Source organism: Palleronia rufa (genome assembly GCF_000743715.1).
In the GTDB taxonomy this organism is placed as follows: domain Bacteria; phylum Pseudomonadota; class Alphaproteobacteria; order Rhodobacterales; family Rhodobacteraceae; genus Palleronia; species Palleronia rufa.
In genome coordinates this window covers 249,442-267,421 of record NZ_JQEY01000003.1, presented here as the reverse complement: position 1 = coordinate 267,421, position 17,980 = coordinate 249,442, and the positions used below count along the sequence as shown (strand labels likewise).

General features: G+C 69.2%; 17 protein-coding genes. 10 read left to right on the top strand and 7 right to left on the bottom strand.

All coding sequences use genetic code 11. The features are described 5' to 3' along the window. Window positions 1–25 precede the first annotated feature (25 nt). Window positions 26–964 carry a sugar ABC transporter substrate-binding protein gene (locus KW83_RS07080; protein ID WP_036176664.1) on the bottom strand — a complete coding sequence of 313 codons (939 nt, stop codon included), beginning with the start codon at window positions 962–964 and terminating at the stop codon, window positions 26–28. 187 nt (window positions 965–1,151) lie between these two features. Between KW83_RS07080 and KW83_RS07075 the strand changes: the two genes are divergently transcribed. Next, window positions 1,152–2,153 (top strand): LacI family DNA-binding transcriptional regulator, encoded by a 1,002-nt coding sequence (locus KW83_RS07075; RefSeq protein WP_036176661.1) that lies wholly within the window; start codon window positions 1,152–1,154, stop codon window positions 2,151–2,153. Between the two features lie 9 nt (window positions 2,154–2,162). Here the strand turns inward: KW83_RS07075 and KW83_RS07070 are convergent, their stop codons facing one another. From KW83_RS07070 to KW83_RS07060, 3 genes are read right to left on the bottom strand one after another with little or no spacing between them, the layout of a single operon-like run. Continuing rightward, window positions 2,163–3,320, bottom strand: coding sequence for a Gfo/Idh/MocA family protein (locus tag KW83_RS07070; protein WP_036176658.1), 1,158 nt, complete (start codon window positions 3,318–3,320; stop codon window positions 2,163–2,165). Window positions 3,321–3,332: 12 nt separating this feature from the next. Continuing rightward, window positions 3,333–4,226, bottom strand: coding sequence for a TIM barrel protein (locus KW83_RS07065; protein ID WP_036176655.1), 894 nt, complete (start codon window positions 4,224–4,226; stop codon window positions 3,333–3,335). Between the two features lie 16 nt (window positions 4,227–4,242). Continuing rightward, window positions 4,243–5,346, bottom strand: a complete 1,104-nt coding sequence (locus KW83_RS07060; RefSeq protein ID WP_036176652.1) for a Gfo/Idh/MocA family protein — start codon at window positions 5,344–5,346, stop codon at window positions 4,243–4,245. A gap of 116 nt (window positions 5,347–5,462) precedes the next feature. On the opposite strand from KW83_RS07060, the gene iolD reads away from it, so the two are divergent. From iolD to iolG, 5 genes are read left to right on the top strand one after another with little or no spacing between them, the layout of a single operon-like run. Then, window positions 5,463–7,331 (top strand): 3D-(3,5/4)-trihydroxycyclohexane-1,2-dione acylhydrolase (decyclizing), encoded by a 1,869-nt coding sequence (gene iolD / locus KW83_RS07055; protein WP_036176649.1) that lies wholly within the window; start codon window positions 5,463–5,465, stop codon window positions 7,329–7,331. Then, window positions 7,331–8,302: a 5-dehydro-2-deoxygluconokinase gene (gene iolC / locus KW83_RS07050; RefSeq protein WP_036176646.1), complete on the top strand. Its 972-nt coding sequence runs from the start codon at window positions 7,331–7,333 to the stop codon at window positions 8,300–8,302. Before iolD ends, iolC begins: the two co-directional genes overlap by 1 nt. Before the next feature lie 11 nt (window positions 8,303–8,313). Continuing rightward, window positions 8,314–9,156 (top strand): 5-deoxy-glucuronate isomerase, encoded by an 843-nt coding sequence (locus KW83_RS07045; RefSeq protein ID WP_036176631.1) that lies wholly within the window; start codon window positions 8,314–8,316, stop codon window positions 9,154–9,156. Further along, window positions 9,153–9,983, top strand: a complete 831-nt coding sequence (locus tag KW83_RS07040; protein ID WP_036176628.1) for a class II fructose-bisphosphate aldolase — start codon at window positions 9,153–9,155, stop codon at window positions 9,981–9,983. Before KW83_RS07045 ends, KW83_RS07040 begins: the two co-directional genes overlap by 4 nt. Before the next feature lies 1 nt (window position 9,984). Continuing rightward, window positions 9,985–10,977, top strand: a complete 993-nt coding sequence (iolG, locus tag KW83_RS07035) for an inositol 2-dehydrogenase (protein WP_036176625.1) — start codon at window positions 9,985–9,987, stop codon at window positions 10,975–10,977. Between the two features lie 386 nt (window positions 10,978–11,363). Here the strand turns inward: iolG and rplI are convergent, their stop codons facing one another. Genes rplI through rpsF form a run of 3 tightly spaced genes read right to left on the bottom strand, consistent with a single transcriptional unit; the run spans window position 11,364 to window position 12,632 of the window. Further along, entirely contained in the window at window positions 11,364–12,017 is a 654-nt protein-coding gene (rplI, locus tag KW83_RS07030; protein ID WP_036176623.1) for a 50S ribosomal protein L9, read from the bottom strand. An 18-nt stretch (window positions 12,018–12,035) separates the two neighbouring features. Continuing rightward, window positions 12,036–12,263 (bottom strand): 30S ribosomal protein S18, encoded by a 228-nt coding sequence (gene rpsR / locus KW83_RS07025; protein ID WP_005982441.1) that lies wholly within the window; start codon window positions 12,261–12,263, stop codon window positions 12,036–12,038. 15 nt (window positions 12,264–12,278) lie between these two features. After that, window positions 12,279–12,632, bottom strand: coding sequence for a 30S ribosomal protein S6 (rpsF, locus tag KW83_RS07020; RefSeq protein ID WP_036176619.1), 354 nt, complete (start codon window positions 12,630–12,632; stop codon window positions 12,279–12,281). A 487-nt stretch (window positions 12,633–13,119) separates the two neighbouring features. On the opposite strand from rpsF, the gene KW83_RS07015 reads away from it, so the two are divergent. From KW83_RS07015 to KW83_RS07005, 4 genes are read left to right on the top strand one after another with little or no spacing between them, the layout of a single operon-like run. Continuing rightward, complete coding sequence (locus KW83_RS07015) at window positions 13,120–14,748, top strand: glucan biosynthesis protein (RefSeq protein ID WP_081904507.1); 1,629 nt, start codon at window positions 13,120–13,122, stop codon at window positions 14,746–14,748. Further along, window positions 14,733–14,921: a hypothetical protein gene (locus KW83_RS20485; RefSeq protein ID WP_152563503.1), complete on the top strand. Its 189-nt coding sequence runs from the start codon at window positions 14,733–14,735 to the stop codon at window positions 14,919–14,921. Before KW83_RS07015 ends, KW83_RS20485 begins: the two co-directional genes overlap by 16 nt. 26 nt (window positions 14,922–14,947) lie before the next feature. Further along, complete coding sequence (mdoH, locus tag KW83_RS07010; RefSeq protein ID WP_407667846.1) at window positions 14,948–16,711, top strand: glucans biosynthesis glucosyltransferase MdoH; 1,764 nt, start codon at window positions 14,948–14,950, stop codon at window positions 16,709–16,711. Continuing rightward, entirely contained in the window at window positions 16,677–17,939 is a 1,263-nt protein-coding gene (locus KW83_RS07005) for an OpgC family protein (RefSeq protein WP_081904497.1), read from the top strand. Before mdoH ends, KW83_RS07005 begins: the two co-directional genes overlap by 35 nt. Window positions 17,940–17,980: the final 41 nt, after the last annotated feature.

Below are 17,980 nucleotides of genomic sequence, written 5' to 3'. Positions count from 1 at the left end.
GCCGGGCGCCGCCGCCGGAAGGCGTTCAGCGATATTCGCCGGCGAATTCCTCGACCTTGTCCAGCGCCTCGGCGGTTATGAACCCGGGACCGGAGTTGATGTTGTTGCCCGGCAGGACGCCGTAGCGGTGGTAGTTGGTGAGGATGACCACCGGCAGATAGCCCTGCAGGAACGGCTGCTGGTCGATGCCCCAGTTGATGATGCCGTCCTTGATGGCCTGGACGATGTTCTCGCCCAGATCGAAGGTGCCGAAATAGATGTCGCCGGCCATGCCGTTCTCTTCCAGCGCCTGGATCGTGGGATCGGCCGAAACCGGTCCCAGGGTCAGCACCGCCTCGGTGTCGGGATTGGCGTTGAGATAGGCCATCACGCGGTTCTTGATCTCGGCCGGGTCCTGTCCGGCGTCGATCATCTGGTTGCCCAGCTCGACCCCCAGACCGTCGGCGAAGCCCTGGCAGCGCTCGCCCAGGGAGGGCTGCTGGATCGTGTGATTCACGCACAGGAAGTTGGTGATCCCGTCGTCCTTGGCGCGCTGTCCGGCGGCGAGGCCGGCATCGTATTCCGGCTGGCCGACATACATGAGCGCGCCCAGCTCGCGCGTCTGTTCCGGCGTGCCGGTGTTCATGATGACCACATCGACGCCGCTGTCCACGGCCGACCGGATCGGCCCCGACAGAACGTCGTAATCGGCGATGGTGGTGATGATCCCGTCCGGGCCGCTGGCGGCGGCCTGCTCGATGATGCGGGCCATGTCGGCCAGGTCGCCGGTGGGCGGGTTGCGGTACTCGACCTCCACATTCATCTGCTCTCCGGCCAGCGCGATGGAGTTCTTGATCGTGTTCCACCAGCTGTCGCTGTCGGGCGCGTGGCTGACCAGAACGTATCGCTCACCCTCGGCCTGCGCGGCGGCGGCGCCCATCAGCGCCGCGCCCGCGGCCAGCAGCAGTCCCTTCATCATCTTCATCGGATGTCCTCCCTGTTGCACGCGTTCGCGTCGCGCCGGCGCGGCCCTCCACCGCGCCTTCGACTCCCAAAGAGCACAGCGCGGCCATTTTTGCAACCGGTTGCATAAATCGGCCCGGGGTGGTCTTGGCGTGGTGACCGGCTTGGCGAAACGGGTTATGCAGCGGCACGAAAGGACAGGGTCCGGGATGGTGGTCACGCTGAGGGAAGTCGCCGAACGGGCGGGCGTGTCGCGCTCGGCGGTGTCGCGCACGTTCACCGACGGCGCGTCGGTGTCGCCCAGGATGCGGCGCAAGGTCGAGAAGGCCGCAAGAGAGCTGGGCTATAGTCCGAACGCGCTGGCCTCGTCGCTGACCACCGGGCGGACCAAGCTGATCGGGCTGGTGTCGAACAACTTCCACAACCCCATCTTCCTGGAGGTCTTCGACCTGTTCACCCGGGGCCTTCAGGATCGCGGGCTCAGGCCGCTGCTGGTCAACCTGTCGGATGAGACCAATCCCGACGCTTCGGTGCGGATGCTGCGGCAGTATTCCGTCGATGGCGTGGTCGTCGCCTCATCGACCCTGCCGCCGGGGTTCGCCATCGCCTTCCGCGATGCCGGGGTGCCTGTGGTCAACGCCTTCGGGCGCTACGCGTCCGAGCCGGACGTGCACACCGTGGGCATCGACAACGCCGGGTGCGGCCGGATCGCGGCGCGCACGCTGATCGCGCGCGGCTACCGGCGGCTGGCCTTTCTGGGCGGGCCGGACAGCGCCACCTCGACGCAGGACCGCCACGCGGGTTTCGCGGCCGCGATCGCGTCGCATCCGGACGTCGAGCTGAGCGTCTCCTTCGCAGAGGCCTATTCCTTCGACGCCGGCCGCCGCGAGATGCAGCGGCTGCTGGCATCCCCGCCGGCCGAGGCGTATTTCTGCGGCGACGATGTGCTGTCCATCGGCGCGCTTTCGGCGCTGCGCGATCACGGGCTGTCGGTGCCGGGCGATGTGGGGGTGCTGGGGCTCAACGACATGGAGATGTCGCGCTGGGAAGGGATCGACCTGACCACGATCCGCCAGCCGATCCGGCAGATCGTCGCCTCCACGATCGAGCTTATGGTCGCGACGCTGGAAGAGCCCGACCGCTATCCAGAGGCGCGGGTCTTTCCCTGCCGGATCGTCGAGCGCCGCACGCTCAGGCCGCTGCCGCGCTGACGCCCCGCATCAGCGGAACATCGGCGGGCGGGCGTCGGTCCAGGCGCCGTCCTGCGCGCCGCTTTCGGCCACGGCGAAGACCGCGGCCATCGAGCGCAGGCCGTCCTCTGCCCGCGGATAGAGATCGGCGGCCGGGTCGGTCGGACGGCCCGCCTTGCGCGCGGCGATCGCCTCGGCCAGATCGGCATAGAGGTTGGCAAAGGCCAGCGGCATCCCTTCGGCGTGGCCGATGGTCACCCGGCTGGTGCGGTCCGCCTCGGGGCTGAGGCCGGCCTCGCCGCGCTCGATCACCTCGCGCCGCCCGCCCAGCGGCATCCAGCAGAGCTGGTTCGGATGCTCCTGCGCCCAGGACAGCCCGCCCTTCTCGCCGAACACCTGCAGCGTCAGCCCGTGCTGCCGCCCGATCGCGATCGAAGAGGTCCAGAGCCGCCCGACGGCGCCGCCGTCAAACCGCAGATTGACCATCGCGTCGTCCTCCAGCGTCCGGCTCTCGATGCAGCTCACCGTGTCGGCCGAGAGGCGCGCGACGTTCTGGCCGATCACGAAGCTTGCCATATGCAGCGCGTGGATGCCGCAATCGGCGAATTGCGCCGAGACGCCGGCCTGCGCGGGGTCGTAGCGCCAGCGCACCCGCGGGTTGTCGGCATCCGCGGCATCGGCGTGGTGGCCGTGGGCGAACTCGGCCTTCATCAGCCGGATCCGCCCCAGATCGCCGCGTGCCACCATCGCGCGCATGTGCCGGACCAGCGAATAGCCCGAATAGCCGTAGTTCACCGCGCAGATCCGGTCCGCCTCTTGCGCGAGGCGCACGATCTCCTCGCCCTCCTCGACGGTCATGGTCATCGGCTTTTCGCACATGACGTGGAACCCCGCCTGGAGGTAGGCCCGCGTGATCTCGAAATGGGTGGCGTTGGGCGTGGCCACGGTGACAAGGTCGATGCGGTCCGCGCGGCCCCGCTCGCCCTCCAGCATCTCGCGCCAGTCGCCATAGGCGCGGTCCGGCGTCAGCCCCAGCCGCCGGCCGTAGGCCCGGCCCGCGTCGGCCCGGTGGTCCAGCGCGCCGGCGCGGAACGCGAACAGACCGTCCAGCCCCGCGCCCAGCCGATGCGCCGGGCCGATCTGGCTGCCCTCTCCGCCGCCGATCATGCCCCATCCCAATTTCGCCATGTCGGGGTCTCCTCAGTCGAAGCCGATGGATGTCAGATAGTCGCGGTTCTTGCGCGCGTCCCCCAGGGGATCGGGGTCGAGCGTCGGGTCGCAATCCTGCTCAACCGTGCACCAGCCGGAGAAACCGGCATCCAGCAGCGCCTGGCGCACGGCCGGAAAGTCCACTTCGCCGTCGCCGAGATTGCAGAAGATGCCCTGGCCGCAGGCATCGTAGAAGCCGGTCCGGTTGTCGATGGCCCGCGCCTTCACAGCAGGGTCTATATCCTTGAAATGCATGTAGGATATGCGCGCCGCGTGGCGGCGCACGAAGGCCGCCGGATCGAAGCCCGCATAGGCGTGGTGGCCGGTGTCGAAACAGATCCTGAGACTTCTTTCGTCCACCTCGTCCAGAAGCCGTTCCAGCTCCGGCTCGAAATCCATGAAGCCCGCCGCATGGGCGTGGATGGCGGCGGTCAGGCCGTAGTCTTCCGTGCCCATCCGGGCGATGGTCACGATGCGGTCGCGGAAGGCGGCCCATTCGGCGCTGTCCATCTGCTCGGCCTCGGCGGCGCGCCCGGCGGTGGGCGCGCGGCGCGGCGAGATCGCATCGATCAGCACCAGATGCTCTGCCCCATGCGCCTTCAGAGCGGCGCAGGTGCGGCGGGCGGCGTCCAGCACGTCGTCCCAGGCGTCCGGGTCGTGGAAGGGGCGGAACACCACCCCGCCGATGAGGTGCAGCCCGTGCGCGTCGAGCGCCTCGGCCAGAACCTGCGGGTCCTCGGGCATGTAGCCCACCGGACCCAGCTCGATGCCGCGGTAGCCGGCCGCGGCGCAGTCCCGCAGCACGTCGCGCCAGTCCGGATTGCGCGGGTCGCCCGCGAATTCCACCCCCCATGAGCAGGGGGCGTTGCCGATACGGATCGTCATGGTCTGACCTCTCGTCTCAGGAGTGTTCGACATCGGCCCACCGGCCGGTGCGTGCCGCGTCGCGCGCGGCGGCGATCACTTCGGCGACCTCCAGCCCGTCGCGGAATGTGGGCCAGACGGGCGCACCGGTCTCGATGGCGGAGAGAAAATCGCGCGCCTCGATGATGATCTGGTCCTGGTAGCCGGTGCCGTGCCCGGCGCCCTGGCAGAACGGCAGGTAGTCTGGATGGGCCGGGCCGGTGAGGATCTTGGTGAAACCGCGCGCCGCTTCCGGCCCCGCGCTGCGGTAGAGCCAGAGCGCGTTCTGATCCTCCTGGTCGAAGCGGATCGCGCCGTTGGTGCCGGTGACCTCATAGGCAAAGCCCATCTTTCGTCCCGTGGCGATCCGGCTGAAATGCATCTGCCCCATCGTGCCGCGCACGAACCGGCACATCATCTGCGCCTGGTCGTCGTTGTCCACCCGTCCGCCGGGACGCTTCTCATGGACCGTCTCTGCGCAGGCCGAGACCGCGGCGATGGGGCCGAGCAGCGCCAGGGCGGCGTTGACCATGTGCGGGGCCAGATCGCCCAGCGTGCCGTTCGCCTCTCCGGCGCAGCGCCAGTTGAACGGCGTGTCCGGGTCGGACAGGAAATCCTCGGTATGCTCGCCGCGGAACCAGGTGATGTCGCCGATCTCTCCGTCGGCGATCAGTCGGCGGGCGAACTGGCTGGCCGGGGTGCGGATGTAGTTGAAGCCGACCATGTTGGCCGCGCCGGACGCCTCGGCCGCCGCCACCATGGCGCGGGCATCCTCTGGCGATGCGCCCAGCGGCTTTTCGCACAGGACCGGCTTGCCACGCGCCAACGCGGCTTCGGCCACCGTTCGATGCGTCTCCTGCGGCGCGGCGATCACCACCGCCTCGACGGCCGGATCGTCGACCAGCGCGCGCCAGTCGCCGGTGGCGCGGGCGAAGCCGTAGGCGGCGCGATAGCGCTCGGCGCTCTCGGTCGAGCTTGCGGCCACCATCTCCAGACGCGGGCGCAGCGCGGTGCCGAACACCGCGCCCACCGCCGACATGGCGACGGCATGGGCCTTGCCCATGTAGCCGCCCCCGACGATGCCGATGCCGATCCGTCGCATCCGCGCTCCAATCCCGAAATAAGTTTGCAACCGGTTGCAAATATACGTACCGTGGGAGTCGCCGCGCCGCAAGCGTCATTCGCAGACCGTCGAAAACCTCCGGAGGACCGCCCGCCATGACCCCGCCAAAGGGCACCCTACGCCTCACCACCGCGCAGGCCATCGTCCGCTGGCTCGCCAACCAGCACATGGAGATCGACGGCCGGGAAATGCGCGTCTGCGGCGGCGGCTTCGGCATCTTCGGGCACGGCAACGTCACCTGTCTGGGTGAGGCGCTTTACGGCGCGCGGGACACGCTGCCGCTCTATCGCGGCCAGAACGAACAGGGCATGGGCTTTGCCGCCGCGGGCTATGCCAGGGCATGGCTGCGCCAGCGATTCATGTTCTGCACGGCAAGTGCGGGCCCCGGCACGATGAACCTGCTCACCGCGGCGGGGCTGGCCCATGCCAACCGGCTGCCGATGCTTCTGCTCTGCGGCGACGGATTCGTGACCCGACTGCCCGATCCTGTGCTCCAGCAGTTGGAGAATTTCGGCGATCCGACCCTGGGGGTGAACGACGCCTTCAGGCCGGTCGTGCGCTACTGGGACCGCATCACCCATCCCGCGCAGGTGATCCAGTCGCTGCCCGCCGCGCTTGCCACGCTGCTGGACCCGGCCGATTGCGGCCCGGCCTTCATCGGCCTGCCGCAGGACGTGCAGGGCTGGGCCTGGGATTTTCCGCAAGCGATGTTCGAAAAGCGGGTCCATCGGATCCGCCGCACCGCCCCCGACGAGGGCGAGGTCGCAGACGCGCGCGCGGCGTTGCTGGGGGCCGGGCGTCCGATGATCATCGCGGGCGGCGGGGTGCAGTATTCCCGCGCGACCGAAGAGCTGCGCAGCTTCGCCGAGTCGCACGGCATCCCCGTGGTAGAGACCATCGCCGGCCGCGCCAACCTGCTGGCGGACCATCCGCTCAACATCGGGCCCATCGGCGTCACCGGGTCCGACAGCGCCAACACCATCGCGGCGGAGGCGGACGTGATCCTGGCCGTCGGCACGCGGTTGCAGGATTTCACCACCGGCTCCTGGACCGCCTTCGCCGCGGACGCCCGCCTCGTGACGATCAACGCCGCGCGCCATGACGCGGGCAAGCATCGGGCGCTGCCGGTGGTGGGCGATGCCAGACGCGGGCTTGAGGCGCTGGGGCGGGGCCTCGACTACACCGCCCCCGACGGCTGGACCCGCAAGGCGCAGGACCTGCGGCGCGACTGGGATGCCTATGTCGCGGACAACGTGAAGCCCGGCAACCGGCCCGACTCCTACGCGCAGGCGATCGGCGTGGTGAACGCGCATTGCCACAAGCGCGACCGGATCGTGGCGGCGGCGGGCGGTCTGCCGGCGGAGGTCACGGCCAACTGGCGCACGCTGGGGATCGGCACCGTCGATGTGGAGTTCGGCTTTTCCTGCATGGGCTACGAGATTTCCGGCGCCTGGGGCGCGCGGATCGCGCAGGCCGAGCGCGAGCCGGAGCGCGAGACGATCGTCTTCATCGGCGACGGGTCGTACATGATGATGAACAGCGATCTCTATTCGGCGTGCCTGAGCCGCAAGAAGCTGATCGTGCTGGTGCTCGACAATGGCGGCTTCGCCGTCATCGACAAGCTGCAGAACAACACCGGCAACGAGAGTTTCAACAACCTGCTCTCTGACTGCCCGACGATCCCCGCGCCGTTCGCCGTCGATTTCGAGGCCCACGCCCGCGCCCAGGGCGCCATGGCCGAGACCGTCGCCAATCCGGCCGAACTGGCCGAGGCATTCGGCCGCGCCAGGGACGGCGACCGCACCCATGTCATCGTGATGAAGGTCGATCCCCATGAGGGCTGGACCACGCAGGGCCATGCCTGGTGGGAGGTCGGAACGCCAGAGGTCACGACCAGCGACCGCGTGCGCGCCGCCCATGCCGAACAGGAAGCCGGCCGCGACCGGCAGCGGCGGGGGGTGTGATGCTGGAGCGCCTGAAAGGCGGCCGCTTTCTGGTGATCGGCCGGGTGGGGATGGATCTGACCCCGATGCCAGAGGGCACCCGCACCCGCGAGGCGCATCGGATGATGGTGTCGATGGGCGGCAGCTCGGCCAATATTGCCGCGGGTCTGGTCCGGCTCGGCTGCGGGGCGTCTTTGGTCACCTGCGTCTCCGACGACGCGGTGGGCTGGTATTGCGAAGGGCAGCTGGACGCCTTCGGGATCGACCGCCGCCACGTGCGCCGCGTCCGTGGCGAGGAGCGCACGTCGCTGGCCCTGGTCGAGGCGCGCGTCGCGGAGCACCAGAGCGTCATCTACCGCAACAACGCCGCCGATTTCCGCATGGACGTGGCGGATGTGGAGGCGGTGGATTACGCCCGCTTCGACGCGCTCATCACCGCCGGCACGGTCTTTGCCGCAGAGCCGTCGCGCAGCGCGGCCTTCCGCGCCTTCGACCTGGCCCGCGCCGGGGGCCTGCCGGTGATCTTCGACATCGACTACCGGCCCTATAGCTGGCCGTCCCCGGATGTCGCCGCGGACGTGCTGTCGCGCGCCGGGGACATGGCCGACGTGATCGTCGGCAATGACGAGGAATTCGGCTTCATGGCCGGGGGCATAGACAAGGGCTTCGCCCATGCCCGCGCGCTGGCGCAGAAAGCCGACATCGTCATCTACAAGATGGGCCCCCGGGGCGCCGTGACCTTTGCCGATGGAGGCGAGTCGCGCAGCGGCATCTACCCTGTAAAGGCGCTGAAACCCACCGGCGCGGGCGACAGCTTCATGGCCGGGCTGATCGCCGGTCTCTCTGAGGGGCGCCCGCTGGCGCAGGCGGTCGCGCGCGGCTCTGCCTGCGCCTCGATCGTGGTGGCGCGGCCCGGCTGCGCCATCGCCATGCCCGACAGGGCGGCGCTCGACGCGTTTCTTGCCACCCACCCCGGCCAGACCCAAGGCTGAAAGGACATTCCATGCACATCGCTCCCCATGACAACCGCAACCGGCCCATCGTCGATGCCGGGCACGATCTGGTGCCGCTCAACTACTTCAACATCGTCAAGTTGACGCAGGGCGAAAGCTTCGACTACGAGGTGCCGGGCTACGAAACCTGCGTGGTGCCCGCGACCGGCACCGTCGATGTCGAGGTCGGCGGCAAGACCTTCGAGAGCCTTGGCAAACGGACCCGCGACGTGTGGGACGGCGAGCCCGAGGGCGTCTACGCCCCTGTCGGCGCGACCGTCCGCATCACCTGCCGCAGCGACGCGACGGAGACCTTCGTGGCCGGCGCCAGATACGACCGCGTGCTTGAGCCTTTCGACGTGCGTGCGGATCAGATCGACCTGGTGCAGTACGGCTCCGACGACACCAAGACCCATCGCAAGATTAAGCACATCCTCGGCGCGAACCAGCACGACCGGGTCGGCCGGCTGCTGGTGAGCGAGCTCTACACCGTGGGCCAGGGCGGCTGGTCGGGCTTCCCCTCCCACAAGCACGACACGGACCGGCTTCCCGAAGAGACACGCCACGACGAGACGTACAATTTCCGCTTCCGGCCCGACTACGGCTCCGGGTTGCAGATGCTCCAGCGACAGGAGAACGAACCGGGCGACGCCTATCACATCGTGAACGGATCGACCGTGCTGATCGACAAGGGCTACCATCCCTGCGCGGTGCTGCCCGGCTACGAGATGTACTACTTCACCATCCTGGGCGGCCTGAGCCAGCGCAGCCTCAAGCAATATTTTCAGCCGACCCATGCCGAGCAATTGAAGACGATACCGGGCATCATGGACATGGTGGCCAAGTTCAAATGACCCGCGCGACGCTGGCTGAGGTTCTGGGACCGGCGCTCCGGGACGGGTATGCCGTGGCGGGGCTGGTCACGCTTGGCTGGGAGGACATGCGCGCCTATGTCGCCGCGGCCGAGGCCGAGGCCGTGCCGGTGATCCTCCAGGCCGGTCCGTCCTGCCGTGCGCACACGCCGCTGCCGGTACTGGGCGCGATGTTCCGCCATCTGGCCGAAGCCGTGTCCGTGCCGGTGGTGGCGCATCTCGACCACGGCTATTCGGACGCGGAGTGCCGCGAGGCGATCGGCTCCGGCTTCACCTCCGTGATGTTCGACGGCTCGCGCCTGCCGCTGGAGGAGAACATCGCGCAGACCGCCGCCATCGCGGCCATGGCGCATGAGGCGGGCGTCTCCTGCGAGGGCGAGATCGGGTTCGTCGGCTATGCGGGCGGAGAGGACTCGGCCGGGACGAATCCCGCCGAGGCCGCGCGCTTCGCGCGCGAGACGGGCGTGGACGCCATGGCGGTCTCTGTCGGCAACACCCATCTGCAGCAGGGCCGCGAGGGCGGTCTGGACGAGGCGCGCATCCGCGCGATCGAGGCCCTGTGCGATGTGCCGCTGGTGATCCACGGCGGCTCCGGCGTGCCTCTGGCGCAGAGACGGTCGCTGGCGCGCGGCTCACGGATCTGCAAGTTCAACATCGGCACAGAGCTGCGCATGGTCTTCGGACGGGAATTGCGCGCGGTGGTGGCGCGCGATCCCGGCCGCTTCGACCGGGTGGCGATCCTGTCGGAGCTTCACGATCCGCTCGTCTCCGCCACGCGCGACGTGCTGCGCGCCTTCAAAGGGGGCTGAGATGCTGAATGTCGGACTTCTGGGCTGCGGGCGGATCGGCCGGGTCCATGGCGCCTCGCTCGGCCGGATCGAGGGGGCGCGCGTCGCCGCCGTGGCCGATGCCGTTCCCGCGGCGGCGCAGGCGCTGGCCGAAAGCTGCGGCGCCGGGGCGATGCCCGCGGCGGACCTGATCGGGAGCGCCGGGATCGACGCGGTGGTGATCGGCACCCCGACCGACACCCATTACGAACTGATCCACGCCGCCGCCGCCGCCGGCAAGGCGATCCTGTGCGAGAAGCCGGTGGACATGTCGGCCGACCGCATCCGCGAGTGCATGGCGGCGGTCGAGGCGGCAGGCGTGCCCTTCATGACCGCCTTCAACCGCCGCTTCGACCCGAACTTCGCCGCCATCGCCGCGCGCATCGGGGCGGGAGAGATCGGCGCGGTCGAGATCGTCACGATCCTGTCGCGCGACCCGGCGCCGCCGCCGCCCTCCTACATCGCGGGGTCGGGCGGTATCTTCCGGGACATGATGATCCACGATTTCGACATGGCGCGGTTTCTTCTGGGCGAGGAACCGGTGTCGGTCTACGCGGTCGGCGCGGCGCTGGTCGACCCGGAAATCGGGGAGGCGGGCGACGTGGACACGGCGGCGGTGACGCTGACCACGCCGGCGGGCCGGATCTGCCAGATCTCCAATTCGCGCCGCGCGCGCTATGGCTACGACCAGCGGGTCGAGGTGCATGGCGCCCTGGGCATGCTGCGCGCCGACAACATGCTGCAAGATACGGTCGAAAGCGCCGGCGCCGACGGCTTCCGCCGGGCGCCGGCGCAGGCTTTCTTTCTCGAACGATACGCCGCCGCCTACGAGGCGGAGATGCGGCATTTCGTGGACTGCGTGGCGTCGGGCCGGGGCGTCGGCCCGGGCATCGGCGACGGGCTGCGCGCCCAGCTTCTGGCCGATGCGGCCGATCTGTCCCGGCGGGAAGGACGCGTGGTGCGGCTGACCGAATGACATCGCGCCGCCGATGGCGGGGTGCCGCGGGCCCTTCCGCCCCGGCACTGCGCCGGGTCAGGGCGGGTCAGGCGGAAGCGCGCGGCCCGGGGATGTCCGCAGCCGTCGCCTTTGTCGCGCGGGCAACGTCTCCGGGGGCCGGCGGGCCAGTCGCTGGCCTTCGACCACTTCGGGAGATGGCCCGCGGTATGGAACCGGGAACGCGGATTGGGGTCAGGACCTGACCCCTGTCCGCCGCGCCGCATCGCGATGGTGGATGCAAGACGCATCGCCGATGGGCGCGTCGGTCCCCTGTCGCGGCAGGGATCGCCCCTGGCGGTCATCCGCATGAGAAAGGCCCCGGCGCGCGAACGCCGGGGCCCTGGTCGCAGCTTTGCCGGCGCGGATCAGTCGCTGTCGCCCAGCTTTTCGGCGAGGGTGGATTTCTCCTGCACCGCCGGCTGGCCGGTGCGCTGCTCGTCGGCGGTCTCCAGCTCGTCGAGCTGCGCCGCGCCGATGTCGTCGAAGAGCTCCTGGATCTCGAACTCCGCGGCGGCTTCTTCCTCGGCGGCCATCTCCTGGATCGACTTGCCCTGCTTCTGCAACTCGGCCTCTTCGGGAGAGCGGGCGACGTTCAGCTCGATGCCGACCTCGACCTCCGGGTGGAGGGTCACGGTGGCCTCGTGGATGCCCAGCTCCTTGATCGGGGCGCCCAGGGCGATCTGCCGGCGGTCGACCTCGAACCCGGCCTCGGCCGCCGCCTCGGCCACGTCGCGGGTCGAGACCGAGCCGTAGAGCGCGCCGCCGTCCGAGGCGGCGCGGATCACGGTGAACTGCTGGCCCTCCAGACGGTCGGCGAGGCCGCGCGCCTCTGCCTTGGTCTCTTCGTTGCGGGACTGCAGTTCGGACTTCTGCTGCTCGAAGGCCTCGACATTGGCCTTCGACGCCCAGAGCGCCTTTTTCTGCGGCAGCAGATAGTTGCGGGCATAGCCTTCCTTGACCGAGACGACCTCGCCCATCTGGCCCAGCTTGGCGACGCGTTCGAGGAGGATGACGTTCATTGCCATGGATCCGGCTCCTTACTTGACCGCGTAGGGCAGAAGGGCGAGGAACCGCGCGCGCTTGATGGCACGGGCGAGTTCACGCTGCTTCTTGGCCGACACGGCGGTGATGCGGGAGGGCACGATCTTGCCGCGCTCGGAGATGTAGCGCTGCAGCAGACGGGTGTCCTTGTAGTCGATCTTCGGCGCGTTGTCGCCCGAGAAGGGACAGACCTTGCGACGGCGGAAAAACGGTTTTGCGGCCATTGTCGGGGCTCCTTTCTAGCGGCGCGGACGGCGATCGTCACGATCGTCGCGCTTTTGCATCTGGACGGAGGGTCCGTCCTCGTGTCCGTCGACCTTGATCGTCAGAACGCGCATGACATCGTCATGGAGGCGCATCAGACGCTCCATCTCCTGGATCGCCGGCGCGGGCGCGTCGGTGCGCAGATAGGCGTAATGCCCCTTGCGGTTCTTGTTGATCTTGTAGGCCATCGTCTTGACGCCCCAATATTCGTGATCGACGAGGGTGCCGCCGTTGTCCGACAGCACCGAGCCGAAATGTTCGATGAGCCCCTCGGCCTGCGTGTTCGACAGGTCCTGACGGGAAATGAAGACATGCTCGTAGAGCGGCATGGCTTTGTCCTTCGATGTTCGGGGCGCATTTCAAAGACCGGGATCAAAGACTTCCGCGCCCCGGTCACGAGAGGCTGCGCCGACAGGGTTCGGTCGCGGAAGTTCCGGGGCCTTAGCGGGGGACGGGGCGGAATGCAAGCCGCGGGTCGCGCGGGGCACGGACCGGGCACCGGCGTTTGTCGTGCGGACCGGCGGGACGGGACGCCGGGCGCCGGGCGCCGGTTCAGCCTGAGGTTGCGGCCCGGCGATCGCGGCCGCCGGACCCGGCGCGGCACCGCGGTCTTGCTGCGCTGCGGCGCGGGCATCGCTCCGGCGCCGGCGGCGGGTACAGGCGGGGCGGTTCCGACCACACGTCCAGCATGTGCGGTGCAATCGGTGCGGGAGTGGCGCCGGATCGCAGTGGCGAAAAACCGCCAAGTCCGCGGATCGGCGTTGAAATTGCTGCGCGCGCACCAAAGCTTTGCGCGGAGCGATGCATGCAGGGCAGATGATGACGAGATTGAATTCCGGCGATGGGATCCTGTCGCGCAGGGCGATCCTGCGCGGCGGCGGGTCGGCGTTGACGCTTGCCGCCGTGGCGGCGTTTCCGGGCGCGCGCGCGATGGCCCAGAGCGACGCGGATACCCAGGCCGGCGGCGATTTACCGGTCGGCGGGCAGGAGGCGTTCTCGTTCGACTGGCTGGTGGAGCGGGCGCGCAGGGCCGCGGCAGAGGACTACGTGCCCCCCGAACCGCTGGGCAAGCCGTTCTCCGATCTGAACTACGACGACTACCGCCGCATCCAGTTCCGCGAAGAGAGCGCCGTCTGGGCGGGGGAGGATGCGTTCGCGGTGCTCCATGCCTACCATCCGGGCTGGCTTTTCGACACCACCGTGTCCCTCTACGAGGTCGTGGACGGCGAGGTGACGCCGCTGACGTTCTCGACCGAGGACTTCCGCTACTACAGCGACGCCAGAGGGGTCATGGCGGAGGTGGACGAGTTGCCGGGCGTGGCGGGGTTTCGCCTCAACGCGCCGCTGAACGCGCCGGGCCAGTTCGATGAGGTGGTGTCGTTCCTGGGGGCCAGCTACTTCCGCGCCCTGGGCAAGGACAACCGCTACGGGCTGAGCGCCCGGGGACTGGCCGTGAACACCGCGACCTCCGCCGAGGAGGAATTCCCCAGCTTCACCGCCTTCTGGCTGGAACGGCCGGAGCCGGATGCCGATCACGTGGTCTTCTACGCCTCGCTGGAAAGCGAATCGCTGACCGGCGCCTACAAGTTCGTGGTCAAACCGGGGCGCACCACCACCATGGACGTGACCCTGCGGCTGTTCTTCCGGCGCGACATCGAGCAGCTTGGCCTGGCGCCGCTGACCTCCATGTATCTTTTCGGCCCCAACGACCGGGGGGATTTCGACGACTACCGCAACCGCGTCCACGACAGCGAGGCGCTGGTCGTGAACACCGAGGAGCGCGCCGTGGTGCGGGTGCTCAACAATCCGCCGCGGCTGGCGAATTCCTACATGGGCGCGATGTCGCCCCAGTCCTTCGGCCTGGTCCAGAGGCACCGCGACTTCGACGATTACCTGGACGCCGGCGCCCATTACGAAAGCCGCCCGTCGCTGATGGTCGAACCGGTGGGCGCCTGGGGCCGCGGGGCGGTCCGGCTGATCGAGATTCCGTCCGACCTGGAGGCGAACGACAACATCGTGGCTTTCTGGGTTCCCGAGGCCGAATTCGCCGCCGGGGACGAACTGGACACCGCCTACCGGCTCTACTGGGGGATGTCTCCGCCGGGCGCCGAATCCGATCTTGCCCAGGTTTCGCGCACATTGGCCGGTCACGGCGGCGTTTCGGGCGTGGATCCGGCGAAGGACCGCCGAAAGTTCGTGATCGACTTCCTGGGCGGGCCTCTCGCGGAACTGGGGGGCGATCAGCAGGTTAAGCCCAACATAACCGTGTCGAACGGGAAGTTGGAGGAAGAGGTCCTTCAGACGATCGATCCCGGGTCAGGACTTCTGCGGCTTGTCGTCGAGGTGAGCGCCGATGCCGGCGCCGTGGTCGAGATGAGCGCGGACCTGTGGCTGGAAGAGCGTCGGCTGTCGGAAACATGGATCTACCAATGGCTCAGAGAGTGATGTCGAACCCCGAACTTTCGGTCGTGTCGTCAATCGATGACACCATGGCCGCCGCGATGCCCCCTGCCGCGCCGCGCGAGATGCCGCGTCAGGTGCTTGAGCGTCCGCGCCCGGCCCATCGCCGCGTCCCGCCGATCTGGGACATCGGCCGTCTCTTCGCGCGCAACGTCTGACCGCCATGCCCCGCCGAGAGCCCCATATGCGCGCCGGTCGGACAACGCTCTGCCGGATCGCCGCGCTTGTCTTCGCGGCGGCCTGCGCGGTGGCGGCCGCGGTGACGCTGGCGCAGGCCGGGCTGACGGCCGGGTTCGGGCTGTGGGACGCGGTGCGTGTCGCGCTGATCTTCGTGACCACAGGATGGCTGGCCTGGGGGGCGGCGCAGGCGTTCCTGGGTCTGCCGCCCCTGGGCCGGGGGCGGGTGGCGCCGGTGCTGAAGGGCGCGCCACCGACCGCCGTGCTCATGCCCATCTGCAACGAGGATGCCGTCCAGGGTGCCGCGCGCCTTGCGGCGATCCGCGACTCCGCGCTGTCCGCCGGGCTCAGCGTCGATTTCGCCATCCTCTCCGACACGTTCGATCCCGATGCGCTGGGGCGCGAGCGCACCGCCTTCGCGCCGCTGCTGGCCGACAGCCGGGACGGCGCGCGGGTGTTCTACCGCAACCGGACCGACCGGAGCGGCCGCAAGGCCGGCAATATCGAGGACTTCATCCGACGCTCCGGGGCCGCCTATGATTACGTGGTGATCCTGGACGCCGACAGCCTGATGGAGGGAGAGACCATTCGCCATCTGATCGCGCGGATGGAGGCGGACCCGACCCTGGGGCTGTTGCAGACCCTGCCCAAGATCGTGGGGGCCACGTCCTTTTTCGGCCGGGCGATGCAGTTTTCGGCCAACTTCCACTCTCCGGTCTTCGCGCGGGGACAGGCGCGGATCCAGGGAGCCACGGGGCCGTTCTGGGGCCACAACGCCATCGTCCGGGTGGACGCCCTGGCCAGGTGCTGCGGGCTGCCGGAACTGTCCGGGCCGCCGCCCTTCGGCGGTACGATCCTCAGCCACGACTACGTGGAGGCGGCGCTCCTGGCACGCGGCGGCTGGCGGGTGGAGGTCGATCCGCGGATCGAGGGGTCCTTCGAGGAAGGTCCGGACAACCTTCTGGCCTTCGCGCGGCGCGACCGGCGCTGGTGCCAGGGCAACCTGCAGCACATCCGCCTGCTGGGCGCCCCCGGGTTACGCGGCTGGAGCCGGTTCGTCTTTGTCCAGGGGATCCTGTCCTATCTGGTGTCGGTCGCCTGGGCGGCGTTCCTGATTGCCTCCGCCCTGGCCACGGTCACGGCCTCCTCGCCCGATTATTTCCCCATGGCCTACCAGCTCTTTCCGGTGTTTCCGGACGACCGGACCACCCAGATCGTCGCTCTGGCCGTCGGGGTCGGCGGTCTGCTGCTTTTGCCGAAATTCACCATATTGGCCGAGTCCGTCCTGACGGGGCGCGCCGCCGGCTTCGGCGGCGCGGCGCGGGCGGCGGGATCGGTGGTGGCGGAGATCCTCGTCACCGCGCTGATCGCGCCGCTGATGCTCATGTACCAGTCGCGGGCCGTGGCAGAGGTGTTTTCCGGCCGGGACGGCGGCTGGCCCGCCACCCAACGCGGAGAGGGGCGGCTGAGCCTTGCGGAATCCTGGCGCGCCGGCCGCTGGATCGCCCTGTCGGGCGTGCTGGCGACGGCGGCGACCTACTGGCTGTCGCCGGACCTGATCTGGTGGCTGATGCCCGTGACGCTGCCGATGATCGCGGCGCCGGTACTCATCTGGCTGACCTCGCAGCCGCTGACCGACGCGGTATTCACCGTCCCCGATGAGCGCGCGCCGTCCGCGGTGATCGCCGCCTATCGCCGCAATCTCGACCCCGGGGCCGCTACCAGGGAGGCCGGGGATGTCCCGATCCGCCGCTACGCCCGCTCCGCCTGAGAGCAAGCTGGTCCCGTTCCGCGGCGGCCCCATAGAGGCACCGCGCCAGCGCGATCCGCGGATCGACGCGTTCCGCGGCGTGGCGCTGGCGATGATCATCATCACCCACATGCCAGGCAACCCCTATGAGGATCTGACGATCCGCAACTTCGGCTTTTCCGATGCGGCGGAGGCGTTCTTCATCATGTCCGGCATCGCCGCGGGGATCGCCTATTCCCCCGCGGTCGAGCGATGGCTGACCGGCAGCGGCCGCCTCTGGGATGCGGTGGGTCCGATGTGGAACCGGGCCTGGACGCTCTATCTGGTCCAGATCGCGCTGACGGTGGGGGCCCTGGGGCTCTATGCCTGGGCGGCCGAGACCTTCTTTCGCGCCGAGTTCCGCGTGGTTCACAATCTGGGCCTCATCTATACGGAGACGGGGGCGGCGCTGGCGGGTCTGGCCACGTTGAGCTACCAGATCGGCTATGTGAACATCCTGCCGGCCTATATGGTGCTGCTGCTGGTCGCGCCGCTGATCGTCGCGGGCGGGCTCCGCGCACCGTGGTGGACCATTGGCGCGGGGCTGGCGGTCTGGCTCGTCTCCGGGATGCTCAGGCTCAACATCCCCAACCATCCGGGCGGCGGGGGCTGGTTCTTCAGCCCCTTCGCCTGGCAGGCGATCTTCCTCATCGGGCTGGTGATCGGCATCCGCCACCGCAAGGGCGCGCGGCTGGTGCCGGTGAGCTGGCCGCTGTTCGGCGTGGCGGCGACGTTCCTGGCGGTGGTGCTGATCTGGCGCCACGTACCCGCGGTGGGCAGTGCGATGAACCACAAGATGGCCCAGCTTGGCGCGCTGGGTGTGCCGTGGAACGTCGTCTCCCACAACAAGACCTTCCTGGCCATGCCGCGGTTCCTGCACATTCTGGCGCTGGTCTATGTCATCTCCTGCCTGCCGTCGGCGACGCGGCTCTGCGGGTCTGCCGCGATGTGGCCCCTGCGGCTGCTGGGCCGGCACGGTCTGCTGGTCTTTGCGCTGGGCACGATGCTTGCGCTGGTCGGGCAGATCCTGATGGACGTGGAGCCGGCCGAGCGCTGGCTGGCCTGGACCCTGCCGCCCGCCGCCATCGCCATCTGCGCCGCCGCCGCCTGGCTCAGGGACCGCGCCGCCGGCAGGCCGCGCCATGCCCGCACCGATCGGGTGGCCGGGCAGGCCGGTTCCCCGCCGAGACCGGCGCTGGACGCGGGCTGAACGGGCGGTTTGCCAAGCCGGGCCGGGACCGGTAAGCCGGG

What these genes read in the sequence shown, in the direction of transcription:
- KW83_RS07080 (WP_036176664.1), bottom strand. Translation starts at nt 964, where the DNA reads ATGAAGATGATGAAGGGACTGCTGCTGGCCGCGGGCGCGGCGCTGATG.
- KW83_RS20485 (WP_152563503.1), top strand. Translation starts at nt 14,733, where the DNA reads ATGGCTCAGAGAGTGATGTCGAACCCCGAACTTTCGGTCGTGTCGTCA.
- mdoH (WP_407667846.1), top strand. Translation starts at nt 14,948, where the DNA reads ATGCGCGCCGGTCGGACAACGCTCTGCCGGATCGCCGCGCTTGTCTTC.
- rpsR (WP_005982441.1), bottom strand. Translation starts at nt 12,263, where the DNA reads ATGGCCGCAAAACCGTTTTTCCGCCGTCGCAAGGTCTGTCCCTTCTCG.
- iolD (WP_036176649.1), top strand. Translation starts at nt 5,463, where the DNA reads ATGACCCCGCCAAAGGGCACCCTACGCCTCACCACCGCGCAGGCCATC.
- KW83_RS07075 (WP_036176661.1), top strand. Translation starts at nt 1,152, where the DNA reads ATGGTGGTCACGCTGAGGGAAGTCGCCGAACGGGCGGGCGTGTCGCGC.
- KW83_RS07005 (WP_081904497.1), top strand. Translation starts at nt 16,677, where the DNA reads ATGTCCCGATCCGCCGCTACGCCCGCTCCGCCTGAGAGCAAGCTGGTC.
- KW83_RS07040 (WP_036176628.1), top strand. Translation starts at nt 9,153, where the DNA reads ATGACCCGCGCGACGCTGGCTGAGGTTCTGGGACCGGCGCTCCGGGAC.
- iolG (WP_036176625.1), top strand. Translation starts at nt 9,985, where the DNA reads ATGCTGAATGTCGGACTTCTGGGCTGCGGGCGGATCGGCCGGGTCCAT.
- iolC (WP_036176646.1), top strand. Translation starts at nt 7,331, where the DNA reads ATGCTGGAGCGCCTGAAAGGCGGCCGCTTTCTGGTGATCGGCCGGGTG.
- KW83_RS07015 (WP_081904507.1), top strand. Translation starts at nt 13,120, where the DNA reads ATGATGACGAGATTGAATTCCGGCGATGGGATCCTGTCGCGCAGGGCG.
- rplI (WP_036176623.1), bottom strand. Translation starts at nt 12,017, where the DNA reads ATGAACGTCATCCTCCTCGAACGCGTCGCCAAGCTGGGCCAGATGGGC.
- KW83_RS07045 (WP_036176631.1), top strand. Translation starts at nt 8,314, where the DNA reads ATGCACATCGCTCCCCATGACAACCGCAACCGGCCCATCGTCGATGCC.
- KW83_RS07060 (WP_036176652.1), bottom strand. Translation starts at nt 5,346, where the DNA reads ATGCGACGGATCGGCATCGGCATCGTCGGGGGCGGCTACATGGGCAAG.
- KW83_RS07065 (WP_036176655.1), bottom strand. Translation starts at nt 4,226, where the DNA reads ATGACGATCCGTATCGGCAACGCCCCCTGCTCATGGGGGGTGGAATTC.
- rpsF (WP_036176619.1), bottom strand. Translation starts at nt 12,632, where the DNA reads ATGCCGCTCTACGAGCATGTCTTCATTTCCCGTCAGGACCTGTCGAAC.
- KW83_RS07070 (WP_036176658.1), bottom strand. Translation starts at nt 3,320, where the DNA reads ATGGCGAAATTGGGATGGGGCATGATCGGCGGCGGAGAGGGCAGCCAG.